The organism is Tsukamurella hominis (assembly GCF_965137015.1).
GTDB lineage: Bacteria > Actinomycetota > Actinomycetes > Mycobacteriales > Mycobacteriaceae > Tsukamurella > Tsukamurella hominis.
Window position 1 is genome coordinate 226,615 of sequence record NZ_CBCRZG010000001.1, and the last position, 24,847, is coordinate 251,461.

The 24,847-nt window shown below is 72.1% G+C and carries 29 protein-coding genes; 16 read left to right on the forward strand and 13 right to left on the reverse strand.

All coding sequences use genetic code 11. The features are described from left to right. Positions 1-47 precede the first annotated feature (47 nt). From ACM9LD_RS01080 to msrA, 6 genes are all read left to right on the forward strand, one after another. Positions 48-1,415, forward strand: coding sequence for an FAD-dependent oxidoreductase (locus ACM9LD_RS01080; protein ID WP_415674962.1), 1,368 nt, complete (start codon positions 48-50; stop codon positions 1,413-1,415). Next, the gene (locus ACM9LD_RS01085; RefSeq protein WP_415674963.1) at positions 1,412-1,864 is read left to right on the forward strand and encodes a GNAT family N-acetyltransferase; all 453 of its coding nucleotides are present in this window, start codon (positions 1,412-1,414) and stop codon (positions 1,862-1,864) included. The genes ACM9LD_RS01080 and ACM9LD_RS01085 overlap by 4 nt, the downstream gene beginning before the upstream one ends. Positions 1,865-1,930: 66 nt before the next feature. Beyond that, positions 1,931-2,602, forward strand: a complete 672-nt coding sequence (locus ACM9LD_RS01090) for a TetR/AcrR family transcriptional regulator (protein ID WP_415674964.1) — start codon at positions 1,931-1,933, stop codon at positions 2,600-2,602. 60 nt (positions 2,603-2,662) lie between these two features. After that, positions 2,663-4,207 carry an AMP-binding protein gene (locus ACM9LD_RS01095; protein WP_415674965.1) on the forward strand — a complete coding sequence of 515 codons (1,545 nt, stop codon included), beginning with the start codon at positions 2,663-2,665 and terminating at the stop codon, positions 4,205-4,207. After that, positions 4,200-4,955, forward strand: a complete 756-nt coding sequence (locus ACM9LD_RS01100) for an enoyl-CoA hydratase/isomerase family protein (RefSeq protein WP_415674966.1) — start codon at positions 4,200-4,202, stop codon at positions 4,953-4,955. Before ACM9LD_RS01095 ends, ACM9LD_RS01100 begins: the two co-directional genes overlap by 8 nt. 115 nt (positions 4,956-5,070) lie before the next feature. Continuing rightward, on the forward strand, positions 5,071-5,607 hold the full coding sequence (gene msrA / locus ACM9LD_RS01105) for a peptide-methionine (S)-S-oxide reductase MsrA (RefSeq protein WP_415674967.1): 537 nt from the start codon (positions 5,071-5,073) through the stop codon (positions 5,605-5,607). A gap of 1 nt (position 5,608) precedes the next feature. On the opposite strand, the gene rsgA is transcribed toward msrA, so the two are convergent. After that, the gene (gene rsgA, locus ACM9LD_RS01110; RefSeq protein WP_415674968.1) at positions 5,609-6,601 is read right to left on the reverse strand and encodes a ribosome small subunit-dependent GTPase A; all 993 of its coding nucleotides are present in this window, start codon (positions 6,599-6,601) and stop codon (positions 5,609-5,611) included. Positions 6,602-6,604: 3 nt separating this feature from the next. Further along, positions 6,605-7,894, reverse strand: coding sequence for a 3-phosphoshikimate 1-carboxyvinyltransferase (gene aroA, locus ACM9LD_RS01115; protein ID WP_415674969.1), 1,290 nt, complete (start codon positions 7,892-7,894; stop codon positions 6,605-6,607). 69 nt (positions 7,895-7,963) lie between these two features. Here aroA and ACM9LD_RS01120 point away from each other — a divergent pair, with 69 nt between their 5' ends. The 3 genes from ACM9LD_RS01120 to ACM9LD_RS01130 are packed head-to-tail and all read left to right on the forward strand — an operon-like array spanning position 7,964 to position 10,121. Continuing rightward, positions 7,964-8,827, forward strand: coding sequence for a hypothetical protein (locus ACM9LD_RS01120; RefSeq protein WP_415674970.1), 864 nt, complete (start codon positions 7,964-7,966; stop codon positions 8,825-8,827). Positions 8,828-8,860: 33 nt separating this feature from the next. Beyond that, on the forward strand, positions 8,861-9,313 hold the full coding sequence (gene soxR / locus ACM9LD_RS01125) for a redox-sensitive transcriptional activator SoxR (RefSeq protein WP_415674971.1): 453 nt from the start codon (positions 8,861-8,863) through the stop codon (positions 9,311-9,313). 43 nt (positions 9,314-9,356) lie between these two features. Beyond that, positions 9,357-10,121: an SOS response-associated peptidase gene (locus tag ACM9LD_RS01130; protein WP_415674972.1), complete on the forward strand. Its 765-nt coding sequence runs from the start codon at positions 9,357-9,359 to the stop codon at positions 10,119-10,121. A gap of 6 nt (positions 10,122-10,127) precedes the next feature. Here ACM9LD_RS01130 and ACM9LD_RS01135 read toward each other — a convergent pair whose 3' ends face one another. The 4 genes from ACM9LD_RS01135 to ACM9LD_RS01150 all read right to left on the reverse strand — a co-directional run bounded on the left by ACM9LD_RS01135 (position 10,128) and on the right by ACM9LD_RS01150 (position 13,094). Then, positions 10,128-10,607, reverse strand: a complete 480-nt coding sequence (locus tag ACM9LD_RS01135) for an FAS1-like dehydratase domain-containing protein (RefSeq protein ID WP_415674973.1) — start codon at positions 10,605-10,607, stop codon at positions 10,128-10,130. 166 nt (positions 10,608-10,773) lie between these two features. After that, entirely contained in the window at positions 10,774-11,133 is a 360-nt protein-coding gene (locus ACM9LD_RS01140) for a hypothetical protein (protein WP_415674974.1), read from the reverse strand. Between the two features lie 134 nt (positions 11,134-11,267). Then, on the reverse strand, positions 11,268-12,620 hold the full coding sequence (locus ACM9LD_RS01145; RefSeq protein WP_415674975.1) for an NAD-dependent succinate-semialdehyde dehydrogenase: 1,353 nt from the start codon (positions 12,618-12,620) through the stop codon (positions 11,268-11,270). A gap of 81 nt (positions 12,621-12,701) precedes the next feature. Further along, positions 12,702-13,094 carry a VOC family protein gene (locus tag ACM9LD_RS01150; protein ID WP_415674976.1) on the reverse strand — a complete coding sequence of 131 codons (393 nt, stop codon included), beginning with the start codon at positions 13,092-13,094 and terminating at the stop codon, positions 12,702-12,704. Between the two features lie 59 nt (positions 13,095-13,153). On the opposite strand from ACM9LD_RS01150, the gene ACM9LD_RS01155 reads away from it, so the two are divergent. After that, a complete protein-coding gene (locus ACM9LD_RS01155) occupies positions 13,154-13,807 on the forward strand; it encodes a helix-turn-helix domain-containing protein (RefSeq protein WP_415674977.1) in 654 nt (217 codons plus the stop codon). Here the strand turns inward: ACM9LD_RS01155 and ACM9LD_RS01160 are convergent. Together ACM9LD_RS01160 and ybaK are read right to left on the reverse strand one after the other, a co-directional pair. Then, positions 13,797-15,908: an SDR family oxidoreductase gene (locus ACM9LD_RS01160; RefSeq protein WP_415674978.1), complete on the reverse strand. Its 2,112-nt coding sequence runs from the start codon at positions 15,906-15,908 to the stop codon at positions 13,797-13,799. The genes ACM9LD_RS01155 and ACM9LD_RS01160 overlap by 11 nt on opposite strands. 66 nt (positions 15,909-15,974) lie before the next feature. Further along, positions 15,975-16,463, reverse strand: coding sequence for a Cys-tRNA(Pro) deacylase (ybaK, locus tag ACM9LD_RS01165; RefSeq protein WP_415674979.1), 489 nt, complete (start codon positions 16,461-16,463; stop codon positions 15,975-15,977). A 160-nt stretch (positions 16,464-16,623) separates the two neighbouring features. Here ybaK and ACM9LD_RS01170 point away from each other — a divergent pair, with 160 nt between their 5' ends. From ACM9LD_RS01170 to rsrA, 3 genes are all read left to right on the forward strand, one after another. Further along, complete coding sequence (locus ACM9LD_RS01170) at positions 16,624-17,094, forward strand: nitroreductase family deazaflavin-dependent oxidoreductase (protein ID WP_415674980.1); 471 nt, start codon at positions 16,624-16,626, stop codon at positions 17,092-17,094. Between the two features lie 102 nt (positions 17,095-17,196). Then, complete coding sequence (locus ACM9LD_RS01175) at positions 17,197-17,871, forward strand: sigma-70 family RNA polymerase sigma factor (RefSeq protein WP_415674981.1); 675 nt, start codon at positions 17,197-17,199, stop codon at positions 17,869-17,871. Then, a complete protein-coding gene (rsrA, locus tag ACM9LD_RS01180) occupies positions 17,868-18,149 on the forward strand; it encodes a mycothiol system anti-sigma-R factor (protein ID WP_074850750.1) in 282 nt (93 codons plus the stop codon). Before ACM9LD_RS01175 ends, rsrA begins: the two co-directional genes overlap by 4 nt. Before the next feature lie 88 nt (positions 18,150-18,237). On the opposite strand, the gene ACM9LD_RS01185 is transcribed toward rsrA, so the two are convergent. Next, positions 18,238-18,312, reverse strand: a complete 75-nt coding sequence (locus ACM9LD_RS01185) for a 50S ribosomal protein bL37 (protein ID WP_370452957.1) — start codon at positions 18,310-18,312, stop codon at positions 18,238-18,240. 84 nt (positions 18,313-18,396) lie between these two features. On the opposite strand from ACM9LD_RS01185, the gene ACM9LD_RS01190 reads away from it, so the two are divergent. Then, entirely contained in the window at positions 18,397-19,890 is a 1,494-nt protein-coding gene (locus ACM9LD_RS01190; RefSeq protein WP_415674982.1) for a sensor histidine kinase, read from the forward strand. Between the two features lie 63 nt (positions 19,891-19,953). Here ACM9LD_RS01190 and ACM9LD_RS01195 read toward each other — a convergent pair whose 3' ends face one another. Then, complete coding sequence (locus ACM9LD_RS01195; protein WP_013125780.1) at positions 19,954-20,208, reverse strand: WhiB family transcriptional regulator; 255 nt, start codon at positions 20,206-20,208, stop codon at positions 19,954-19,956. A gap of 384 nt (positions 20,209-20,592) precedes the next feature. Continuing rightward, positions 20,593-21,588 carry a diacylglycerol/lipid kinase family protein gene (locus ACM9LD_RS01200; RefSeq protein WP_415674983.1) on the reverse strand — a complete coding sequence of 332 codons (996 nt, stop codon included), beginning with the start codon at positions 21,586-21,588 and terminating at the stop codon, positions 20,593-20,595. Between the two features lie 40 nt (positions 21,589-21,628). Between ACM9LD_RS01200 and ACM9LD_RS01205 the strand changes: the two genes are divergently transcribed. Next, the gene (locus tag ACM9LD_RS01205) at positions 21,629-22,099 is read left to right on the forward strand and encodes a hypothetical protein (protein WP_415674984.1); all 471 of its coding nucleotides are present in this window, start codon (positions 21,629-21,631) and stop codon (positions 22,097-22,099) included. Between the two features lie 6 nt (positions 22,100-22,105). Here ACM9LD_RS01205 and ACM9LD_RS01210 read toward each other — a convergent pair whose 3' ends face one another. After that, the gene (locus ACM9LD_RS01210) at positions 22,106-22,720 is read right to left on the reverse strand and encodes an acid phosphatase (RefSeq protein ID WP_415674985.1); all 615 of its coding nucleotides are present in this window, start codon (positions 22,718-22,720) and stop codon (positions 22,106-22,108) included. Positions 22,721-22,757: 37 nt separating this feature from the next. Between ACM9LD_RS01210 and ACM9LD_RS01215 the strand changes: the two genes are divergently transcribed. Beyond that, positions 22,758-23,561, forward strand: coding sequence for a ParA family protein (locus tag ACM9LD_RS01215; protein WP_415674986.1), 804 nt, complete (start codon positions 22,758-22,760; stop codon positions 23,559-23,561). 4 nt (positions 23,562-23,565) lie between these two features. On the opposite strand, the gene ACM9LD_RS01220 is transcribed toward ACM9LD_RS01215, so the two are convergent. After that, positions 23,566-24,804, reverse strand: a complete 1,239-nt coding sequence (locus ACM9LD_RS01220) for an Rv3212 family protein (protein WP_415674987.1) — start codon at positions 24,802-24,804, stop codon at positions 23,566-23,568. Between the last annotated feature and the right edge of the window lie 43 nt (positions 24,805-24,847).

Genomic DNA, 24,847 nt, shown 5'->3' on the forward strand with positions numbered 1-24,847 from the left:
GGCAGCCTAAGAAGGCCGCCGCGCCGTTCGTTTCGGGAGTGTTGTTGATGAAGCCCTTGCGCGTCGCGATCGTGGGGTCCGGGCCGTCCGGATTCTTCGCCGCCGGGAACCTGCTGGAGCAGGATGACATCGAGGTCCAGGTCGACGTCTTCGACCGGCTCCCCACGCCCTTCGGCCTGGTCCGCTACGGCGTCGCGCCCGATCATCCGGCGATCAAGTCGGTCACCAAGATCTTCGACCGCACCGCGCAGCACGAGAACTTCCGCTACTTCGGCAACGTCGAGGTGGCCACCGACATTCAGGCCGCCGAGCTGGCGCAGTGGTACGACGCCGTGATCTACGCGATCGGCGCGTCGGGCGGCCGCCGCCTCGAGGTCGACGGTGCCTGGCTGCCCGGCAACCACCCGTCGAGCGACTTCGTGGGCTGGTACAACGGCCACCCCGACCGCCGCGACCTCGACGTCGACCTGGGCGTCGAGCGCGCGGTCGTGATCGGCAACGGCAACGTCGCGCTCGACGCGGCCCGCATCCTCGTCACCGACACCGACAAGCTCTCCGGCACCGACATGGCCGAGCACGCCCTGGACGCGCTCCACGGCTCCTCGGTGCGCGAGGTCGTCGTCCTGGGCCGGCGCGGCGCCGAGCAGGCCGCGTTCACGCCCGCCGAGGTCGCCGAGCTGGGCAAACTCCCCGGCGTCGACGTGATCGTCGACCCTGCCGACGTGCCCGCGGAGGACAAGGAGCGCGACAAGGCCCGGCCGCCGGTCGAGCGCAACAACCTCAAGCAGCTGCGCAAGCTGGCCGCCCAGGAGCCGACCGGCGCGGACCGCCGGATCGTGCTGAAGTTCCTGCGCTCCGTGGTCGGCATCGGCGGCGACGACCGCGTCCGCACCGTCTCCGTCGCGACCAACGAGCTCGTGGCGGGCGACGACGGCTGCGTCGAGGCGCAGCCCACCGGCACCGTCGCCGAGCACGAGGCCGGCCTCGTGATCCACGCCGTCGGCTACCACGGCACCCCCATCCCCGGCATCCCGTTCGACACCGAGCGGGGCGTCTTCCGCAACGCCGACAGCCGGATCGTCGGCTACGACGGTGCGCCCCTGCCGGGCCACTACGTCGTCGGCTGGATCAAGCGCGGACCGTCGGGCGTCATCCCCACCAACCGCGACTGCGCGCGCGACACCGTCTCGGTGCTGCTCGCCGACGTCGCCGCCGGAAAGCTGGCCCGCAGCGAGTTCGACGGCGCGCAGGTGGAGAAGCTCATCGTCGACCGGGTACCGAACCTCGTGGAGTACGACGGCTGGATGGCCATCGACGCGCACGAGACCGCCCTGGCCGAGGAGGATTCGCGGCCCCGGGTGAAGCTGACCAGCGTCGACGCCATGATCGACGCCGCGCAGGCCGCCGCGGAGTGATCGCCCGCGCGGACTTCGCGGATCCGGCGCTCGCCGCGTTCCTCGCCGCCCACCACGCCGACATGGCGCCGACCGCGCCGCCGGAGAGCCAGCACGCACTCGGCCTGGACGAGCTGCGCGCCCCGCGGGTCCGGCTGTGGACGCTCCACGACGACGGCGAGCTCCTGGGGACCGTCGCGTTGGCCGCGCTCGAGCCCGGCCACGAGGAGCTGAAGTCCATGCGCACCGCCCCGCAGGCGCGCGGGCGGGGGATCGGCCGCCGGATGCTGGCCTTCGCGCTCGACGACGCCCGGTCCCGCGGCGTGCACCGCGTCTCCCTGGAGACCGGCAGCCAGGACTTCTTCGCCCCCGCGCGGGCGCTGTACGCCGCGCACGGCTTCGTCCCGTGCGGACCCTTCGGCAGCTACGTCGACGACCCGAACAGCACGTACCTGTCCGTGGCGCTCTGACCCGACCCGGCCGGTCGGACCGTACGATCGGATGACCGTATGTACGGTCGATCGATCGGAGGAGTCATGGCGGACGAACGTCCCCGGCGGGACGGCGGGCGGTACCAGGACATTCTGGACGCCTTCACCAGGAACGTCGCCGAGCGAGGGTACGCGGGCAGCAATTTCAGCGAGATCGCCGCGGAGCTGGACATCTCCAAGGGCACGATCGTCCACCATTTCGGCACGAAGAGCCGGATGTTCGCGCAGATGCACGACGGCTACATGGATCGACGGATCGCCGAGGCGCAGGCGATCACCGCGCGCTTCGGCTCGCCGCGGGAGCGGCTGGCGGGACTGCTGTTCGCGTTCCTTCGGTACCAGGAAGTGGACCGCAGCGCGACCGTCGCCTTTCAGCGCGAGGTGCCCACCCTGGCAACGCATCCCGATCTCGAGCACAGTCGTGAGCTCCGCTCCCGCCACCTCGGTCTCGTGCGGGACGTGATCGCAGCGGGCGTCGCCGACGGCGAGTTCCGAGACCTCGACACGGAGATGCAGAGCATGCTCCTCTTCGGCGCGTCGCAGTGGGCCTGGACCTGGTACCGGCCCGGCCGGAGGCTGAGCGCGATGGAGGTGGGCGGGCAGCTCGTTCAGCTCGTGCTCGGTGGCTTGCTGATCGATCGGGCCGGCCTGGACGACCTCGCCGACCCGGAGGGTGCCGTCGCGCACGGCGTCGCCGAGATCGTCGCCCCGCGGTAGTGACCGACGGGAAAGGCGATTCCTTCGCACTGACCGCACGTACGGTCTATTGTTCTCGGTATGAATCCGACCATCGGCTCCGATGAGCTCATCCACGACTACGTCGTCCGGTGGAGCGAGGCCTCTCCCGACGGCGACGCCGTCCGGTACGACGAGAGGTCCTGGACCTGGCGGCAGTGGCGCGACCGGATCGATCGTCTCGCCGGCCATCTCGACGCCGAGGGCATCGGCAAGGGCGACCGCGTCGCCTTTCTCGGGCGGAACAGCCCTGCGTGCCTGGAGCTGCTGTTCGCCGCCGCATCGCGCGGTGCGGTCACCGTCGTCCTCAACTGGCGGTTGGCCGAGGACGAACTCGCCTACGCCCTCGACGACAGCGGGGTCACGATCCTCTTCGCGGACGAGGAGTTCGTTCTCGTGGCGGCCGCGGCCGGCCGGCGGTCGCCGACGCTGCGCGACACCGTCGCGGTCGACGCGGAGGACGGCTACGAGAGAATTCTGCGCTCGTCGTCCGCCGTCGCCGCGACGGCGGTCGACCCCGAGAGCCCCGCGCTCGTGATCTACAGCTCGGGCACGACGGGCCGGCCCAAGGGAGTGGTCCTCAGTCATCGGGCGGTCACGGCCCACACGAGGAATGTGGGGGAGAGTTTCCCCTTCAGTCCGGGAGACGCCAACCTCGTCGCCATGCCCTTCTTCCACGTCGGCGGGATCTGCTACGCGCTCTTCGGGATCCACGCGGGAGCACCGAGCATCGTGCTGCGGACCCCCGATGTCGACTCGCTCGTCGGTGCCATGAACGGGGGTGCCACCCACGCCTTCCTGGTGCCGCCCGTGATTCGTACCCTGCTCGACGCCGGGGCGGCGGCGGTCGATGCTGTGGCCCGTCTGAAGATCCTGGGCTACGGAGCGTCGCCGACGCCCGCAGCCCTTCTTCGTGAAGCCCTGCGGGCGTGGCCCGATGTCGGGTTCGTGCAGGTCTACGGGCAGACCGAGCTCTCCGGGGTGATCGCGACCCTGAAGCCCGCCGACCATCGGGATCCCCGGCGGGCGCACCTGCTGACCGCGGCCGGCGCGCTGGTGCCGGGCGCGGAGGTCCGCGTGATCGACGTGGCCACGGGGGAGGACATCGCGCCCGGGGGCGATGGCGAGCTGTGGTTCCGCAGTGCTCAGGCGATGACCGGATATCTCAACCGGCCCGACGCCACGGCGGAGACCATCACCGACGGGTGGGTGCACACCGGCGACATCGGCCATGTCGACGACGAGGGGTACGTCTACTGCGGCGATCGGCTCAAGGACATGATCGTGACGGGCGGGGAGAACGTCTACGGTCCCGAGGTCGAGCGGGTGCTGCTGGAGCATCCCGCCGTGGCCGACGTCGCGGTGATCGGCGTCCCCGATCCGCACTGGGTGGAGGCGGTCAAGGCGATCGTCGTGCTCACCGAGCCGGCCGAGGAGGCCGACGTGATCGCGTTCTGTCGCCGGTACCTCGCGGCGTACAAGTGCCCGCGCAGCATCGACGTGGTCGACGACCTACCCCGCAACGCCAGCGGCAAGCTGCTCAAGAAGGATCTGCGCGCGCCGTACCTGCAGGACGCTGATGCCTGAGACGGCTGCTCCAGGCCCGGTTGAGGTCACCCGTGCGGGCGCTGTGGCGACGGTGCTGCTCGCCCGTCGGGCGTTCGACGGCCGTACTGCGGTCGCGCTGCGCGATGCCCTCCGCTCACTGGGCGCGGATCAGCGGGTGCGCTGCGTCGTGCTCACAGGCCAGGGGACTGTCTTCAACTACGGTGCCGACGTGCGGAGCATCGACCTCGCCGACCCCGCGGCGGGCGTTCGCGCGATCGTCGGCCCACTGCACGACGCGGTGTTCGCCATCGCGACGATGCCGCAGCCGGTGGTCGCCGCGGTGAACGGCACGGCCGCCGGCGGAGGAATGGGGCTGGCGCTCCACTGCGACGTCGTCCTCGCCACGGAGTCGGCGTCGTTCGTCCCCGCGTTCGCGGCGATCGGAGTCCCGCCCGACACCGGCTTCTCCATCGCGGTGCCACGTCTCATCGGCACCGCGGCGGCGTTCCGCCTGTACACCGAGGACACCCGGCTCAGTGCGGTGGAGGCGTTCGACGCAGGCCTCGTCCGATCGGTGCACCCCGATGACCGCTTCGCCGCGGCGGCGACGGCACACGCCGAGCAGCTCGCCAGCGGGCCCGGCGCTGCGTTCGCCGCGGCGAAACGCCTGTTCCGCGGTGCCCCGGAGGCGCTGCGCTCGCAGCTCGACGCGGAGGCGGCGGCGGTGCTCGAATGCGTCGAGACGGAGGAGTTCCGGCTGCGCGTCGCGCGGGTCGCCGCCCACTGACCCGCCCGGTGGCCTTCGGCTGGAGCATGGTCGGACGCCGCCGGAATGACGCGGGTACCGTCGATGTTGAAGCCGATGGCGGCGCCCGGATGTGCCGCCGGAGAAGGAGCTGCGCATGACTGACAACGGCACCATCACCACGGTCCCCGGCCGCGAGACGGCGGTCCTGGCGGGCGGATGTTTCTGGGGCATGCAGGATCTCATCCGCAAGCAGCCGGGCATCGAGTCGACGCGCGTCGGCTACACGGGCGGCGCGAACGACCACGCGACCTACCGCAACCACCCGGGCCACGCGGAGGCCGTCGAGATCGTCTTCGACCCCGCGAAGACCAGCTACCGCGACGTGCTGGAGTTCTTCTTCCAGATCCACGACCCGTCCACCAAGGACCGGCAGGGCAACGACGTGGGCTCGAGCTACCGCTCGGCGATCTTCCCGCTCAGCGACGAGCAGGAGCGCGTCGCGCGCGACACCATCGCCGATGTCGACGCCTCGGGCCTGTGGCCGGGGAAGGCCGTGACCACCATCGAGGCGGCGGGCCCGTTCTGGCAGGCCGAGCCGGAGCACCAGGACTACCTGGAGAAGTACCCGGACGGGTACACCTGCCACTTCCCGCGTCCGGGCTGGAAGCTGCCCAAGCGCGCGTCGGCGTAACTCAGGCCCAGTCGGGGGTGGCGGTCAGGTCGGCCAGCAGGCCGCGGACCGCCATCGCCCGACGGTGCGCCGTCCCCTCCAGCCGGTCCAGGGCGCACTCGGGGTCGGCCGGCGGCCCCTGATGGGTGCAGCCGCGCGGGCAGTCCTCCACGGCCTCGGCGAGGTCCGGGAACGCGGCGACCACGTCGTCGATGGAGATGTGCGCGAGGCCGAAGCTGCGGATGCCGGGGGTGTCGACGACCCAGCCGCCGTCGGGCAGCCACAGCGCGACCGACTGCGTGGACGTGTGCCGCCCCTTGCCCACCCCCGAGACCACGCCGGTCGCCCGGTTCGCGTCGGGGACGAGGCGGTTGACCAGCGTCGACTTGCCGACCCCGCTGTGCCCGATGAGCGCGGTGACGTGCCCGGTGAGGAGCTCGTGGGCGGCGTCCAGCGGATCGTCGCGGCCCGCGGCGATCACCGTGAGGTCGAGGTCGGCGAAGGCGGCGGTGAACTCCGCCGCGTCGGCGAGATCGCCCTTGGTCAGGCACAGCACCGGGGTGAGGCCGCCCGCGTAGGCGGCGATGAGGGTGCGCTCCACGAAGCCGGTCCGCGGCGGGGGATCGGCCAGCGCCGTCACGATGAGCAGCTGCTGCGCGTTCGCGACCACGATCCGCTCGTAAGGATCCGTGTCGTCGGCGGTGCGGCGCAGCACCGTCGACCGCTCGTCGACCCGGACGATCCGCGCGAGCGTGTCCTTGCGGCCGGTCAGATCGCCGACGACGCCGACGGAATCGCCCACGACGATGGGGGAGCGGCCCAGTTCGCGGGCCCGCATCGCGACGATGATCCGCTCGGGGTCGCCGCCGAGGGCGCAGCCCCAACGGCCGCGGTCCACGGAGACCACCATCGCGGTCTCGGCGTCGCTGTGGTCGGGCCGGTTCTTGGTGCGCGGCCGACTGCTCTTGCCCGGGCGCACCCGGACATCGGTCTCGTCGTACTCGCGCTTACCCAAGGCTCACGATTCGCCGCCGAGCAGCGTGTGCCAGAGGGCCGGGAAGTCGGGCATCGTCTTGGACGTGGCCGCGATGTCCTCCACCTGCACGCCTGCGGTGACCAGGCCGAGGATCGCGCCCGCCGTCGACATCCGGTGGTCGGCGTAGCTGTGCCAGACGCCGCCGTGCAGCGACGCGGGCTCGATGCGCAGGCCGTCCTCGGTCTCGGTGCAGCGCCCGCCGAGGTTCGTGATCTCGGTGGTCAGGGCCGCGAGGCGGTCGGTCTCGTGGCCGCGCAGGTGCGCGATGCCGCGCAGCTGCGACGGGGAGTCCGCGAGGGCGGCGAGGGCCGCGACGGTGGGCGTGAGCTCGCCGATGTCGCGCAGGTCCCAGTCGACGCCGTGCAGCGCACCGGTGCCGCGGGCCGTCAGCGCGCCGTCGGCGTGCGTGACCTCGGCGCCCATCGCGGCGAGGATGTCGGCGAACTGGACGCCCGGCTGGGTGGACTGCGGGTTCCAGTGCGGCACGGTCACGGCGCCGCCGGTGACCGCGGCCGCCGCGAGGAAGACGGTGGCGTTCGAGAGGTCCGGTTCGACGGTCCAGTCGTGCGCGCGGAGCCCGCCGGGCGCGACGCGCCAGGTGTTGGGCTCGGAGGTGTCGACGTCGGCGCCGGCGGCGCGCAGCATGTCGACGGTCATCTCGATGTGCGGCATCGACGGCACGGGCTTCCCGTCGTGGTGCACGACGACGCCCTCGGCGAAGCTCGGGCCGCTCAGCAGCAGGCCGGAGACGAACTGCGAGCTCGCGGAGGCGTCGATGTTGACGGCGCCGCCGCGGATCGGGCCGTCGCCGTGCACGGTGAAGGGCAGGCCGTCGCCGTCGATGCGGGCGCCGAGACCGCGCAGCGCGTCGAGGACGGTGCCCAGGGGCCGGGCCCGGGCCTGCGGGTCACCGTCGAAGGTGACGGTGCCGCGCGCCCCCGCGGCGAGCGGCGGGAGGAAGCGCATGACGGTGCCGGCGAGGCCGCAGTCCACGTCGCCGCCGTGCAGCTCGCCCCCGGTCACCGCAACCGTGGTGTCGGTAAGGAAGTCGACGCGCGCGCCGAGTGCCCCGAGGGCCCGCGCCATGAGGTCGGTGTCGCGACTGCGGAGCGTGTTCGTCAGCGTCGACCGCGACGGTGCCTGTGCCGCAAGGACGTACGCGCGATTGGTGATCGATTTCGAGCCGGGGAGCGCGACGGTGCCCGTCACCGGACCTGCGGCGAAGGGCGCGGGCCATAGCTCCAACTGCTCCACGCGCACATCCTTGCACATGAGGGTGGCCTCACCGCGTGCTACCTTGCTGGGCGGAACAGGTCAGGTCATCACCGCCGGGAGATCTCGATGAAGCGCACTCGTACGTTCGTGGGCAGGACCGTCGTGTCCGTCGCCGCCGTTGCCACCCTCGCGGGTGTCCTCGCTCCGGTCGCGTCGGCCGATCCCAAGCCCGGCGATCCGACGCCGGCCGCGGCCCCCACCAACCGGGCGGGCGAGCTGGTCATCGGCTCCGGCAACCTCCCCGACGGCATGAGCTTCGGCGGCGCGGTCCTCTCGGGCGCCGCCGCGGGCTGGAACGGCGCGTGGGCGTCGCTGAACCGTGCGGCCGTGACGCCGGCCGAGTGCAAGGTGCTGTACGCGGGCCTGCCCATCCCCAAGGGCACCGACACCGCGCAGACCAACGGCTCCGCCCGCGGCGTGAACTGGTCGATGGTGGTCTCCAAGTTCGCGATCGACGTCGCGCCGCTGCGTGCCGCGCTGCCGAAGTGTGGCACCTTCAAGGCCGTCCGCGACGGCGCCACCACCGAGGTCAGCGTGCGCTCGATCGCCGTCACCGGCGCCCCCGACGGCCTGGGCCTGGAGTTCACCACCAAGACCAAGCGCGGCAACCAGGTGGAGTACATGCAGTCGCGGCAGTACACCGCGGTGGTCAACGGCGTCACCATGTCGCTGCGCGGCGGCCGGCAGTCTCGCGAGGCCGCGCCCTTCGTCGGTGCCGACGATCAGCTGGCCGTCGACCTGCTGGGCGTGCAGATCGCCATCCTGAAGAACCCGCCGAAGCCCGCGGCCCCGGCGCCCGCCGCGAGCGGTTCCGCCAAGCCGGCCGCCCCGGCCGCGTCCGCGAAGCCGGGCGCCCCGTCGGCGAAGCCGGCCGACCCGGCCGCCAAGCCGGCTGCCGCGGCGTCGTCCTCGGCGAAGCCCGCGCGCTGATCCCTGAACTAACGTTCAGGTAGTCTCGACGGGGTGGAGACCACCCGGGAGTTCAGCGTCGGCCAACTGTCCGCGCGCAGCGGCGTCGCGGTGTCCGCGCTGCACTTCTACGAGCGCGAGGGCTTGATCTCCGCGCGGCGCACCTCCGGCAACCAGCGGAGGTACCCGCGGGAGATGTTGCGCCGCGTCGCGTTCATCCGGATCAGCCACCGCGTGGGCATCCCCCTCGCCACGATCCGCGACGCCCTCGCCGAGCTGCCCGACGGCCGCACGCCGACGAAGGCGGACTGGGAGCGGCTGTCGCGGCACTGGCACGACGACCTCTCGCACCGGATCGACGAACTCACCCGGCTGCGCGACAACCTCACCGACTGCATCGGCTGCGGCTGTCTGTCCATGGCCTCCTGCGCCCTCGCGAACCCCCACGACGCGCTCGCCACCACCGGCACCGGTCCGCGCCGCGTCTTCGACGAGTTCCAGGCCTGACGCAGCGCCCGAACCTGTCGGTGCACCGTCGTACCCTGGGGGCATGTGCGGACGCTACGCGGTGACCACCGATCCGGCGCTGTTGGCGGCGGAGATCGACGCGGAGGACGAGACGGAGGGCACGGAGCTCGACGTGCCGGGCTTCAACGTCGCGCCCACGACGAACATCGTCACCGTCGTCTCCCGGCACTCGCGGGAGGCGCCGGACGATCCCGCCACCCGCCGGCTGCGCGCCATGCGGTGGGGGCTGCTCCCGCACTGGCAGAAGACGCTGAGCGGCCCGCCGCTGTTCAACGCGCGGGCGGAGTCGGTCGACGAGAAGCCCGCCTTCCGGACCGCGATCACGTCCAAGCGCTGCCTGATCCCGATGGACGGCTGGTACGAGTGGCAGCTGCTCGAGGATCCGGAGCTGGTGAAGAAGCCGCGCAAGCAGCCCACGTACCTCACCCCGGTCGACGGGACGCGCATGTACGTCGCCGGGCTGTGGTCCGTGTGGCGGCCCGCCGGCGCGGGGCTGGACGTGCCGCCCACGCTCTCGGCGACGGTGCTGACCACCGACGCGGTGGGCCCGCTGCGCGCGGTGCACGACCGGATGCCGCTGGTCCTCACGCCCGACGCCTTCGACGAGTGGCTGAACCCCGACGGCCCGGTCGACCCGGCGCTGCTGCGCCCGCCCGCCCTCGAGGTGGCCGAGCGGATCGAGATCCGCCCGGTGTCCGCACTGGTCAACGCAGTCGCCAACACCGGCCCCGAGCTGATCGAGCGCGTCGATCCCGGCAGTGAACCGGGCCAGCTGAGCCTGTTGTAGCGCCCGTCAGGTCAGCTGCTGGGTGAGCGGGCCAGTCCCGAACAGCATCACGTTCTCGACCAGGGCCTCGTCGAGCACCGGGCCGTCGACGGCGTCGCCGAGGTACACGATCTGACTGGTCCCGAGGATCCGCGTCTCGCCGTCCACGACGGCTCCGCTCTCGACGGTGAAGAAGTCCGCACCGCCGCGCTGTGCGTGGTCGGTGATCCGCGCGCCGATGTCGATGCGTTCGCCGATGAGGAGGTGGCCCTCGTAGCGGTAGGACTGCCCGGCGTGCAGGATTCGGGACATGTTCGGGCTGCTGATGGATGCGGCGACGAGCGCGGCCACCGCGTGGAGCATCGGTGCGGCGAGCAGTGTGGCGGGAACCGGGGTGTCCTGGGGCGGCACGCCGAGGCTCTCCCACGGCGTGTGCCAGCACCGCGTCGCTCGCCCGAACGCTCGTACGCCCTCGGTCGTGACCTCGAAGGCGCTGGGGTACCACACATCCCATCGATCATGAGAGTGAGCTCCAATATTTCTATCAGTCACTCATTGTTTGTAGCGGAAACTGCGACGCGGGTTCAACGCGAACCGCGCGCTGCGGGGTGATCCGTGTCCAAGGACACAGGGCGGGTGTGCGCCGTCGCTCTGCGGGCCCTGGCGGCCGGGATCAGGTCAACCGCACGACCAGCCCGATGAGGGCGGTGCAGAACGCGCCGACGCCGTACGCGTGGAACAGTGCCCCACGGCCGAGTGGCCCGGCGTCGAATCGTCCGGCCCAGTGCTCCGCCCGGGTCCAGCCGACCAGCGCCATCAGCGAGAACGCGAGGATGCCGAGGGGGAGCAGGAACGACATCTGCTGAGCGGTGGTGGCGACGCCCGCGAGCACGCCCGCGGCGAAGCCGGCCCATGCGCTCCAGCCGGGAAACCGGGCGCGGAGGAGGCCGAGGGCGGGCGCCGCGATCGCCGTCACCGCGAAGACGACCACCGCGCCCGTGGTCGGGGAGAAGAAGCCACCGCCGGAACTCACCTTTGCCTCCTCGTATGCACAGTGTGTACTCGACTGATTATACGGATCGCTAATGGCAATGGGGTGTGAGGAAGGTCCCCGCAGGGCGGCGCGACGGGCGGTCCTCCGTCCGGCCGGAGGACCGCCCCGTCGTGCTACTTGATGGTGCGGATCAGCTTCTTGTTGAGGAACTCCTCGATGCCCAGTGGGCCCATCTCGCGCCCGAAGCCGGAGCGCTTCACGCCGCCGAAGGGCAGCTCGGCGCCCTCGGCGAGCACGCCGTTGACGAAGACCATGCCGGCCTGGATGCCGTCGGCGACGCGGGCGGCCTGCTCCGGGTCGGTGGTGAAGACGTAGGAGCCGAGGCCGAACGGGGTGTCGTTGGCGAGCGCCAGCGCCTCGCCCTCGCCGTCCACCCGGTAGACGGTGGCGACGGGCCCGAACAGCTCCTGCCGGAACGCCGGGTTGTCCTCGGTGACGTTCGTGAGCACGGCGGGCGGGAAGAAGGCGCCGTCGCGGCGGCCCTCGATGGCGAGGTTCGCCCCCGCCTCCACGGCCTGATTGACCTGCTTCTCCAGTCCGATCGCCGCCCGCTCGGACGAGAGCGGCGCGATCCCGTCGCCCGCGGCCAGCAGCTTGCCCGTGAACTTCGCGAGGAAGTCGTCGTAGAGGTCCGCGTGGACGATGAACCGCTTCGCCGCGTTGCACGACTGGCCGGTGTTGTCGAGGCGCCCGGCGACGGCGGCGTCGACGGTCGCGTCCAGGTCGTCGGTCGAGAGCACGATGAACGGGTCCGAGCCGCCCAGCTCCAGCACGCACTTCTTGAGATTGCGGCCCGCGACCTCCGCGACGGCGGCGCCCGCCCGCTCCGAGCCGGTGAGCGAGACCGCCGCGACCCGCGGGTCGGCGATGATCTCGGCCGCCTGCTCGTTGCTGACCCGGATGTTGACGTACGCGCCCGAGGGCAGGCCCGCCTCGTCGAAGATCAGCTGCATCGCCTCGGCCGATTCGGGGCACTGCGGCGCGTGCTTGAGCAGGATCGTGTTGCCCGCGGCCAGGTTCGGGCCGGCGAACCGCGCCACCTGGTAGTAGGGGAAGTTCCACGGCATGATCCCGAAGAGCACGCCGATGGGGGAGCGCCGGATCACCGCGGTGCCGTCCCCCTCGAGCAGGTCCAGCGGTTGATCGGCGAGGAACTTCTCCGCGTTGTCGGCGTAGTACGTGTAGATCGCGGCGGAGAAGTCCACCTCGCCGAGGGCGTCCTCGAGCGGCTTGCCCATCTCGCGCTGGATGATCCCGGCGAGCATCTCGCGGCGCTCCGTGTGCAGCTCCGCGACGCGCCGCACCAGCGCGGCCCGCTCGGAGACCGTCGACTCCTGCGGCCAGGTCCGCGCGGCGCGCGACGCCGCGTCGATCGCCGCCTCGACCTCGGCGGGCTCCGCGGTGGGGTACGTCTGCAGCACCTCACCGGTGGCGGGGTCGGTCACGGCGTACTGGATGTCGGGCATCGTCGGATCTCCTTGTGGGGGACGGGAACGTTTCGCCTCCCACGATAGGCACCTTCGACGGCGCCCGCGCCCGGACCGCGACTACTGCCAGGCGAAGAGCTGCACCTGGTAGCCGTCGGGGTCGAGCACGCCCGCGTACCGCTGCCCCCACGGTGCGTCGAACGGGTCCATGGCGCTCGGGCTGCCCGCGGCGATGAGCTCGGCGTGCACCTCGTCGACCACGGCGGGCGAGGCGCACTTGACGCACAGCGTCGCGTTCTGGCCTGGCTGCTTGACCCAGTCGGGCTCCATCGAGCGGATCACCGCGACGGAGTCCCACATGAGCCGCATCCCGCCGGGCAGCTCCGCCTCCACGTGCGGCTGGTCCTCGGCGCCGTCCGGGATGTCCAGTCCGAGCCTCCGGTAGAAGGCGAGGGAGGCGGGCAGGTCCTCGGCGATCATGCCGATGGCGTCGAAGCGCAGTCGCTCTGTCATGCCGCCACGGTATGTCGCGCCGTCGCCCGCGTCTTGAACGTTTCGGACATACTCGAACCGTGTACAGCGAGCGGCCGTCGACGGTCCCCGGGGCGATCCGGTGGACCTCGGTGGGCGGCGCGGGCCCGGCGTTGATCCTGCCGGACGGGTGCATGGACGTCATCGTGGTCGACGGTGCGCCGATCGTCGCGGGCCCGGACGCCGTCGCGGCCCGCACCAGCGGGTTCGACGGTGCGCGGCTCGACGGCCTGCGCCTCCCCTCCGGGATGCTGCCGCAGCTGTTGGGGATCGCCGCGGACGAGCTCACCGGACGGCGGGTCGCTCTATCGGACGTGCTGCCGCACAGGAGGATTCCGCGGACGAACGATCCCGAGGCGATCGCGGTCGCGCTGCTCGACGGGGTGGACCTGGACCGGCGGATCGGGGCGGTCGCGGCGCGGCTGGGGGCGGGGCGCACGGTCGCCCAGATCGCGGCCGAGTCCGGGCTCGGCGAGCGCGCGCTGCACCGCCTGGCCCGGCGGTCCTTCGGCTACGGCCCCAAGACCCTCGCCCGGATCCAGCGCTTCCAGCGCGCGCTCGAGCCGATCCGCGCCGGCCGCGCACTGGCGGAGGTCGCTGCCACGTCGGGCTACGCGGATCAGGCCCACCTGACCCGGGAGGTGCGGGCGCTCACCGGCGCCCCGCCCACCGCGCTGCGCGCCGCTACCAGTTGATGCCGGGCAGCCGATTGAGCGTCTTGCGTGCGAGGCGTCGTAGGCCCTGGTCGCCGGAGATGCCGAACAGCGGGCTCACCGCGGCGGTGGAGAGGTCCTTCGACAGGTCCTTGGTCGCGGCGCCTGCCGCGGCGAGCCGCCCGCGCGGCGAATCCACCTCGGCCACATCGACTTCGACGACCTTGGCGGCCCCCTCCGTGTCGCCCTCCGGCTCCGGGAACAGGAGGTAGCCCTGGTGCTGCGCCGCGGCGGCGATGCGGGGGGAGAGGAACTGGCCGAACTGCGCCAGCGTCCCGAGCGGCGTGTCGATCCGCCGCGGCCGCTCGACGATGGCGCGCACCACGATCTGGCCGGCCTTCTCCACCGAGAGCGCCATCGCGTTGTCGTAGGCGTCGGTCGGTTCGATCATCCGCGTGCGGGTGAGCGGCATGTGGATGTTGGTGAAGGTCACGTGGTCCGACATGGTCTCGGCGGCCGTGATGTCGGAGAAGGCCTCGAGCGCCGACTTCGAGGCGATGTACGCCGCGAACCGCGGGCCGCGCACCTGCACGCCGATCGACGACACGTTCACCACATGCCCGGACTTGCGGGCGACCATGTGCGGCAACAGCTCCAGGATCAGGTAGACGGCGCCGAAGTAGTTCACCGCCATCGTGCGCTGGTAGTCGTGCGCGCGGTCCACGGAATCGACGGTGGCCCGCCGGATGGACCGTCCGGCGCTGTTGACCAGCACGTCCACGTGGCCGTGCTCGGCGAGGATCTGGGCGACGGTGGTGCGCACCGCCTCCGGATCGGTGACGTCGCACTGGTACGCGCGCACGATGCCCTTGGGCACGCCCGGCATCCCGGGCTCGGCCTCGATCCGCTGGACGGCGTCGGCGAGGTCCTCGGGCTTGCGGGCGACGATGTAGACGTGGGCGCCCTTGAGGACCGCCTGCTTCGCCGCCTCGCGCCCGATGCCGGAGGATCCGCCGGTCAGCAGGATGTGCTTGCCCACGAGCGGTCCGCGCGGATCGTCGCGGCGGTTGCGCGACGGGTCCAGGTGCTCCGCCCAATAGCGGAACAGTCGCGGCCCGTAGGACTTCAGGCGCGGCAGGGCCACCCCGTACCGGCTCAGCGCGCGGTACGTGGCCTCCGAGTCGAACCGGGTGTTGTAGAACGGGTGGTCCAGGAGCGACGGCGGGATGCCGAGCTGGCGCGCGATCGTGTCGCGCAGGGCCCGCACCTCGCCCCGGCGACCGATCCGGGCCGCGAACTCGCCGAGCGGCGCGCTGGGCACCGGCAGGGTCTTCGGGCCCGAGAAGGCTGGGGCGATCGCGTCGTAGATCGTGGCCATGCTCTGGCCCTTGGGGTCCGCCAGGTGGTAGACGGAGCCCGGTGCCGGCGGCGCGGTGACCAGCGCGACGATGCCCGCCGCGACGAAGTCCACGGGCACGATGTTCGTGTAGCCGAGGTTCGCGAAGGGCACGTGCAGGTGGTGCGGGATGGTCCCCATGAGCCGCAGGAACGGGAAGAAGTAGTAGGGGCCGTCGATCTTGTCGATCGCGCCCGTCATCGAATCGCCCACCACGATCGACGGCCGGTAGATCTGCCACGGCACCGTCGACTCGCGAACGAGGCGCTCGGACTCGTACTTGGTGCGGTGGTACGGGGTGGGGAAGAACTGCGCGACGTCGAAGTCGGTCTCCGCGAACCAGCCCTCGTGATTGCCGGCCACCGCCAGCGACGAGACGTGGTGCATCGTGGCGCCGAGCCTGCCGGCGAGCTCCAGGACGTTGCGGGTGCCCCCGACGTTGGTCAGCTCCTGCAGCTCCTCCGGCGCTTCCATGTCGTAGACCGCCGCGAGATGGATCACGTGGTCGACGTGCTCGGGAAGGTCGCCGGGGGCGATGCCCAGGCCCGGCTCCACGACGTCGCCCGCGACGGGGACCACCTGCGGCGCCAGGTCGTGGCCGAGGTCGGCGATCAGCCGCTCGAACCGGGGGAGGGAGGCGTCGCGCACCAGCAGGTAGATGGTGCCGTCCCGGTCCGCCGCGGCGAGCCGCGCCACGACGGCGCGGCCGATGAAGCCCGTCCCGCCCGTGACGAAGTAGCTGGCCATACCACGAACCTACTTTCCGCTGCGTCCGCCGCCAAACCCGGGCGGGCCGCTGTCACCCACTGATTATCACGGCGCGGCGAGCGGCGCCACCGCCGCCGACGTCGCGGCCACCAGGTCGGACGGTGCCAGCTCGACCTCCAGGCCCCGTCGGCCGGCGGAGCAGAAGACGGTCTCGAAGCCGAGGGCGGACTCGTCGATCGCGGTCGGCAGGCGCTTGCGCTGCCCCAGCGGGGAGACGCCGCCGAGCACGTAGCCGGTCACGCGCCGGACGTCGGCGGGGTCGGCCATCGACGGCCGGTGCAGCCCGAGCGCCGCGCCCGCCGCCTTGAGGCTGAGCTTGCCGGACGTGGGCACGATCGCCACCGCCAGCTGCTTGCCGTCGCCGATGACGAGCGTCTTGAACACCCGCGCCGGGTCGTGGCCCAGCGCCTGCGCCGCCTCGCCGCCGAAGGACTCCGCCCGCGGGTCGTGCGCGTACTCGTGCACGCGGAACTCGATCCCCGCGGCCTGCAGTGCCGCGATCGCCGGCGTCGCGGCGGTGTTCTTCTTCGCCATCACGCCAGTCAATCAGACCGGGCACCGTCGGAGATGCGCCCGTGCCGCGTGCGCGGGAAAGCTCCCGCGGACCTGCCGCGCCCGTGCGCACGCGCCGCGTCCGCGGAGCCGTGGGGCGTGCGCGAGTGGAGCCGTGGGTGCGCGGCGTACCGTCGGGCCGGTGGTGTCGATCCTGGAGAAGCTGAGTCCCGCCGCCCTCGCAGCGCGGGCGCTGCGGACGCGCCGGCTGGTGCGGGCGCCCATCTGGCTGTACCAGCACGGCCTCGGCGCGGTGCTGGGCCCGCGGATGGTGATGATCGAGCACACCGGGCGCACGTCCGGCGAGCCGCGGTACGTCGTCCTCGAGGTCGTCGACCGGCCGGACCCCGACACCGTCATCGTCTGCAGCGGCTTCGGGGAGACGTCCCAGTGGTACCGCAACCTGCGTGCGCGGCCCGAGTGCCGGGTCACCGTCGGGCGGCGGGAGCGAGCGGCGCACGCCGACCTGCTGGACTCCGAGGCCTCCGCAGCGGTTCTCCACCGGTATCGCTCCGCCCACCCCGCGGCGTGGGAGCGCCTGCGCGGCGCCATCGAGCACGCCGTGGGGCACACCGTCGACGGCCTGCCCATGGTCCGGCTCCGCCTGAGCTGAACCGGACACCGCGGGAACAAGCCGACGCACCGTGCTGTTGCAGAGGTCGTGAGTGCAGGTAGCGGCGCAGCGGTCCTCGAGCGACCGGTAGCCTTCGACGGTATGACGGACGGGGACATCACGCACGTAGCGGATCTGGACTCGGCCCCCGACGAGGTGACCGAGACGCCGGAGCAGCTCACGGCCCGCTTCGAGGCCGAGGCGCTGCCGCTGCTCGACCAGCTGTACGGCGCCGCCCTGCGGATGACCCGCAACCCGGCCGATGCGGAGGACCTGGTCCAGGAGACCTACGTCAAGGCCTACAGCGCCTTCCGCAGCTTCAAGAAGGGCACCAACCTCAAGGCCTGGCTGTACCGGATCCTCACCAACACCTACATCAACGGCTACCGCAAGAAGCAGCGGCAGCCCGCGCAGTACCCCACGGACGAGATCACCGACTGGCAGCTCGCGGCCACGGCGGAGCACAGCTCCACCGGCCTGCGCTCCGCGGAGATCGAGGCGCTGGACGCACTGCCGGACGACGAGATCAAGCAGGCTCTCGCGAAGCTCCCCGAGGAGTTCCGCATGGCGGTGTACTACGCCGACGTGGAGGGATTCCCCTACAAGGAGATCGCCGAGATCATGGGTACCCCCATCGGCACGGTGATGTCGCGGCTGCACCGCGGCCGGCGGCAGCTCCGCGCCGAGCTCGAGGGCGTCGCGCGTGAGCGCGGCTTCCTCCGGGGGCAGGATTCCGACGGTGCCGACGGCTCCGCCGAGCAGGAGGATCAGAAGTGACGTACTCGTCGGACGGCAACCCGGACCTGGAGCTCGACTGCTCCGCCGTGATGGCGGATATCTGGCTGCTCCTGGACAACGAGTGCGACTCGGCCGCCAAGGAGCGCCTCAAGGCGCACATCGACGGCTGTTCGCAGTGCCTGTCGCATTACGGCATCGAGCAGCAGATCAAGTCGCTGGTGAACCGCAAGTGCGGCGGCGAGCGCGCACCTGAGGGGCTGCGGGAGCGGCTGACCATCAGCATCCGGCACACCGAGGTGCGCTTCCGCCCCGAGTAGCCGGTTGCAGCGCAGCGCGGAACATGACGAGGGCCCGTCGACGTGATGTCGACGGGCCCTCGTGCGCAAGTCACGTGAAACCTGAAGGTCAGGAGTTCGGGCGCTTGCCGTGGTTCGCGGCGTTCTTCTTCCGCGCGCGCTTCTTACGTCCACGCTTTCCCATGGCGGTCTCCTTCCTGTCCTGAAGCTTCTTCGCAGTACCGGCTATTGTTTCACGACGGCACCGACGACGACAAAAGGCGGTCCCATGGCCTCCCTCGCCGACCTCCTGGCGATCCACACGGACCTCCCGGGGCGCGCCGCTCGGCACCTGCAGCGGATCGCCGGCGAGTGGCAGCTGCTCGCCGACCTCTCGTTCGCCGACCTGCGCCTCTGGGTGCGCAACGACCCGGAGGGCGACACCACCGATCCCGCGTACATCTGCATCGCGCAGTGCCGGCCCAACACCACGCCCACCGTGTACGACTCCGACGGCGTCGGCGTCGTCGTGCCGCCGTGGGAGGCACCGACCCTGCACGCCGCGTTCGAGGGCGCCGACGTGGTCAAGGGCGTCACCCCGGCCTGGACCGGGCCCGCGCGGGTGCGCCGCGAGGCGGTGCCCGTGCCGTCGAACGGCGCGGTGATCGCGGTGCTGACCCGCGACTTCAACGTCACGCACCCGCGCACGCCGAGCCCGCTCGAGGTGGCCTACAAGGAGTGCGCGGACGACCTGTGCACGATGGTCGCCGAGGGCGCCTTCCCGGAGCCGGAGGATCTGCCCACCGGCGAGGCGGAGCCCCGCGCGGGCGACGGCTTCATCCGCCTCGACGCGCAGGGACGCGTGGTGTTCGCCAGCCCGAACGCGCAGTCGGCGTACCGGCGCATGGGCGCGCCGACCGACCTCGAGGGCAGCATCCTGTCCGAGGTGACCGCCGAGCTGGTGGGCGACACCTTCGAGTCCGAGGACCTCACGATCGCGCTCGACGGTGCGCTGGAGCGCGGCGAGGGCTCCCGGATCGAGCTCACCAAGGGCGGCGTCACGGTGGTGCTCCGCGTGCTGGGCCTGCACCCGGGCGGGCGCCCCGCGGGCGCGGCGGTACTGCTGCGCGACGTCACCGAGCTCAAGCGCCGCGACCGCGCCCTCATCTCGAAGGACGCGACGATCCGCGAGATCCACCACCGCGTGAAGAACAACCTGCAGTCCGTCTCCGCGCTGCTGCGGCTGCAGGCGCGGCGCACGCGCAACGACGAGGCCAAGCGCGCGCTCAACGAGTCGGTGCGCCGGGTCGCATCGATCGCACTGGTGCACGAGACCCTGTCGATGAGCGTCGACGAGCACGTCGACATCGACGAGGTGATCGACCGGCTGATCCCGATCATGGCCGACGTGGCCCCGGCCGGCGGGTCGGCGGCGGTCACCGTCGTCCGACGGGGCGACGTGGGCCTGCTCGACGCGGACCGGGCGATGCCGCTGGTCATGGTCGTCACCGAGCTGATCCAGAACGCGGTCGAGCACGCCTACGAGCCGGGGGAGTCGGGCACCATCGAGCTGCTCGCGCACCGGTCCACCCGGATGCTCGAGGTCACCGTGCGGGACGACGGCGCCGGCCTGCCCCCCGGCTTCAGCCTCGCGGGCTCGGACCGCCTGGGCCTGCAGATCGTGCAGACGCTCGTGAAGTCGGAGCTGGCCGGGGAGCTGAGCCTGACCTCGCACGACGGTGGCACCGACGCGGTGGTGCGGGTCCCGCTGCAGCCCGCCTAGGCGCCGCGCACGACGAAGGCCCGGTGGAGGATCCACCGGGCCTTCGACGAAAGCGGAAACGTGTTACACAGCGGTGCGCGTGCGGGTCCGCGCGTTGCGGCGCTTCAGCGCGCGACGCTCGTCCTCGCTCATGCCGCCCCACACGCCGGCGTCCTGACCGGACTCGAGGGCCCAGGACAGGCACTCGGCGGTCACGGGGCAGCGGTTGCAGACCAGCTTGGCGTCCGCGATCTGCGCGATGGCCGGACCGCTGTTGCCCACGGGGAAGAACAGCTCGGGGTCCTCGTCGCGACAGATGGCCTTGTGGCGCCAATCCATGTCAGTACACTCCTTCAGGCGCGCTCGCGCGCCACTCATCGCAGGCGCCGATCCGGCACCGAATTTCCAGGCTGTTAACGCGGAGGGAACCGAACTGTTTCCGCGCTGTTACGTGTTGAATATTTCCACGTTCCCAGCAGGAGTCAATAGATTCCGGCTCAGAGGTGGGGGATCTCACAGCGGGGGCGGTGAGAACCGTCTGTCGAGCGGTGTACTACACTCCTGCCGGTTCAGCGGCGTGCCCGCAAATATATCCGCACACGCTGCAGGTTTGCAATAGGTTTCTGCGCGGTCGTGACGAATCGCTCACTTCGCCCGTTCGATCGCGTCACGCCGAGTCGGCGGGAATCGGCGCCGCGGAGGACCTCCCGGCGAGCGGCGGGATCAGCGCACGCGCGGCAGCGGCGGCAGGTCCGCCAGCACGCGGATCCGCTCCGGCGAGTACCAGAACCGCACCTCGGTGCGGTCCCCCAGGTGGTCGCCGTCGACCTGCGCCGGCACGGGCACGGCGCTGCTCACGCGCAGTTCCGGCAGGTCGTCGTGGCGGACGAGGTGGCGCACCGTCGGGCCCTTGGTGCGGCGGGCCGAGAGCATCTGCCGGACCAGCATGAGATTGGGGATGGTGCGCATCGAGCGCGACGCGAACACGCCCAGCCCGGTGCCGTAATCCGTCCCCGGGTTGGTGAACACCGCGCGGTTGTTGAGGAACGTCCACGGGCTCGCGTTCGAGACGAAGGCGAAGTGCACCCCGTCGATGTCCTGCCAGGTGCCCGGCTCCTCACCCGGCAGGTGGACGGTCAGCTGCGGCTCGCGCCGCGCGGCGGAGAAGAAGGTGCGGACGGCGGTGCGCACGTACCGCGACGGGGTGGCGGCCTTGCCCTTGTCGCGCAGCGCCTCCATGTTGGCGATCACCTCGGCGTCCACGCCGACGCCGGCGTTGAACAGGAAGTAGCGCTCGTCGGCGCAGCCGAGGCCGATGGTGCGGAAACTGCGGCGCGCCAACAGGTCCGTGAGGTGGACGGTGGCCTGCAGCGGGTCGCGGGGGACCGCGAGCGAGCGCGCGAAGACGTTCGCGCTGCCGCCGGGAATCACCGCGACGGCGGGCAGGGTGTCGGGGTGGGCGGGGGTCGCGCCGCCCGGCAGGCCCTCCCGGCCGAGGATGCCGCACACCACCTCGTTGACGGTGCCGTCGCCGCCGTGGACGATCACCAGCTCGGTGCCGTCGTCGCGCGCCGCCGCGGCGAGCTCGGCCGCGTGACCGCGTCGCTCGGTCTGCGCCAGGGTGACGTCGAGCGTGGACGCCAGTGCCATCGCCACGAGGTCTCGGCCCGCTGCGGTGATGGACGTGGCGTTGGGGTTGACGATCAACAGGGCGCGCACACCGAGCAGCCTACCCAGGCCGCCCCGATACCCTGGGGGCGTGACATCGACCAACGGAAGCGGCGGCGATTCCCGTCCGGCCGCCACCCGCTCCCGCACGAAGCGTTCCGGCGATACCCGCACCGCCGCTCCAGGCACCGTCCGGGCCGCGGGCGCGATCGTCGCGGTCGAGGGCCTCGCGGCCCTGGTGCTCGGTGTGGTGGAGCTGATCCGCGGCCTGACCGGTACGGCCGACACCACGACCGGCGCCTACGGCATGGCCTTCTGGATGATCCCGATGGGCCTCGGGGTGCTCGCGGGCGGCGTCGCTCTCCTGCGCGGCCTGCGCTGGGGGCGCACCGTCGGCGTGCTGACCAACCTGCTGCTCGGCTTCGCCGGCATCAGCGGCGCGGTGTCGCAGGGCCGCCCCGAGCTGTTCATCCCGCTCATCGTGGTCGCGGTCGCGGCGCTCGGCCTGCTGTTCGCCCCGCCGACGGTGGCCTGGCTGGAGGGCGAGTACCGCCGGGACTGACCGGCCCTACCGTCCCGTGTAGTGCGCGGCGGCGTAGCCGGTCAGGCCGAACCGGCTGATCTGCGGGACGTCGTCGCGGTCGAACCCGAAGACGGCGGCCGAGGCGGGCAGGATCAGCACGTGCCGCCCGAACTCCGGCGCCTGACCCAGGAACCGCGCGGTGAGGACCCGGCCCAGGTGGCCGTGCGCGACGAGGACGACGTCACCGTCGGCCATCGCCGCCCGCGCCCGGGCCAGCACCCGGTCGGCCCGCTCCGCCACCTGCGCCATCGACTCCCCGCCCGGGGAGCCGGACGTCCATACCGTCCACCCCGGGGCGTCCACCCGGATCTCCGCGCTGGTGCGGCCCTCGTAGTCGCCGTAGTCCCACTCCGCGAGGTCGGGGTCGACCGCCGTCACCGTCAGGCCCGCGAGCTCCGCGGTCGCCGCCGCCCGCGCGCGCGGGCTCACGAGCACCGTCGGGTCCGCGAGCGCGAGGTCCGCGAGGACGGGGCCCAGCGCCTTCGCCTGCTCGACGCCCGTCTCCGTCAGCGGCACGTCGGTGGCGCCGGTGTGGCGTCCCGAGCGCGACCAGGCGGTCTCGCCGTGGCGGATGTACACGAGGCGGTGTCCGGTGCTCATCCGTCCATCGTTCCGTATCGGTGGGTACCCTCGCACCATGACCGGTGACACGCCCTTCGTCCTCGCCGTCGCCAATCAGAAGGGCGGCGTCGCGAAGACCACCACCGTCGCCAGCCTGGGGGCGGCACTCGTCGAACTCGGCGCGCGCGTGCTCGTCGTCGACCTCGACCCGCAGGGCTGCCTGACCTTCTCTCTCGGCCACAACCCCGACCGCATCGAGCGCAGCGTGCACGATGTGCTGTTGGGGGACAAGACGATCGACGAGGTGCTGCTGGAGACCGAGGACGGCGTCACCGTGCTGCCCGCGACCCTCGACCTGGCCGGCGCCGAGGCGCTGCTGCTCATGCGGGCGGGCCGCGAGTACGCGCTCAAGCGGGCCCTCGCCGACGTCGCGGACCGGTTCGACGTGGTGATCATCGACTGCCCGCCCAGCCTGGGCGTGCTCACCCTCAACGGCCTCACCGCGGCCGACGCCGTCGCCATCCCGCTGCAGTGCGAGACCCTCGCGCACCGCGGCGTGGGGCAGCTCCTCAAGACCGTCCGCGACGTGCAGGCCATCACCAACCCGGAACTGGGCATGCTCGGCGCCATCGCCACCCTCTACGACGCGCGGACCACGCACAGCCGCGACATCCTCTCCGACGTCGCCGACCGCTACGACCTGGCCGTGCTGTCGCCCCCGATCCCGCGCACGGTGCGTTTCGCCGAGGCGAACGCCGCCGGCCGCACCGTGCTCGCGGGGCGGAAGAACAAGGGCGCTACCGCCTACCGGGAGCTGGCGCAGAGCATCAAGGCCCACGTCTCCGACGGTGCGCCGCTGGTCACCTGGGCGGCCGAGTAGCGGCTCAGGCCGCGCGGTAGGCCTGGACCGTCGCGCCCCACTGCGCGATCAGCGTGCTGCCCGCCTCCGCGAGCAGCACGGGGCCGTCGGTGTAGCCGGGCTTGGTGATCGGCGTCGACCGGGTCCGGGCGCGCGTGTTCAGGTCGTACGCGTTCAGCGAGGTGGGGCCGGGCACCACCAGCTGGCCGCCGACCACGGCGCCCGGCCCGAGTGTTCCGGGGATCACCATCTCCGCGGCCAGCGAGGCCGCGTCGATCACCACGGTCGCGGTGCCGGTGTAGAACGAGGCGATGCCGGCCTCCGTCACGACGGGGACGTCGCGCGGGGCGCCGCCCGGGCCGGTGGTCACGTCCACGGAGAACAGCGCCCGGCCCTGCGGGTCGACGGTGGTCACGCGCGCGGAGCGACCCTGCTGGGCGGGCACGTAGACCACCGCGCCGTTGGCGGTCGCAGTGATGAGCCGGGCGCGGTCGGTGCCCTCGGGCGCCGCGTCGCCCAGGTCCGGGCTGACGACCGAGGAGGTCTCCTGCGGCTCGGACGCCTCCTTCGGCGACGCGCCGATGACGGTGAGGCGGGGGAAGGGCTCGGTGGGGCAGGCCTCGAGGATCGCGATCGACGCGCCGGCCGGCAGCGCGGAGCCGATCGTGCAGCCGGACCGAGGCTGGACGCCCGGGTTCACGGGCACGTCGGGCTTGCCGTACTCGACGGTGCGCACCAGGTCCGATCGGAAGACGTCGACCCGCGTCGGACCCTGCACGACGGCGTAGTTGCCGTCGCCGGCCAGGGTGACGTCGTGGTCCTCGCGGCTGGTGCGGCTGGCGCGCCGCTTCCCGGTGCCGGGGTCGAGCGCCATCACCTCGCCGCAGCCGCGGACGTCGCGGTAGAAGGCGAGCACGAGGCCGGCGTTGTCCGTGAGCCCGCAGACGTCGGTTTCGCGCTGGTAGCGCCAGGTGCGCTGCCCGGTCGCGGGGTCGTGCGCGGCGACCTCGCCGCCGCGCGTGAGGACGAGGGAGCCGCTCAGGGAGAGGGCGGGCCGGTCGGACCGCGCGGCCCACGCCTCGCCGAGCACGGCGGGCAGCTCGACGAGGGAGCCCGGCACCGTCGACGGGGCCGGCGCCGTCTCGCTGACCGCCTTGCTCGCGGACCCGACGTTCCAGGCCACGAAGCCCGCGACGACGACCGCGACCAGGATCGCGGCCGAGACCGCGAGATCGACGCGGGTCCTGCGTTCGGGTTTCACCACGCGCCCGAGCCTAGCGGCGACGGCACCGGCCCGGCCGCATGCA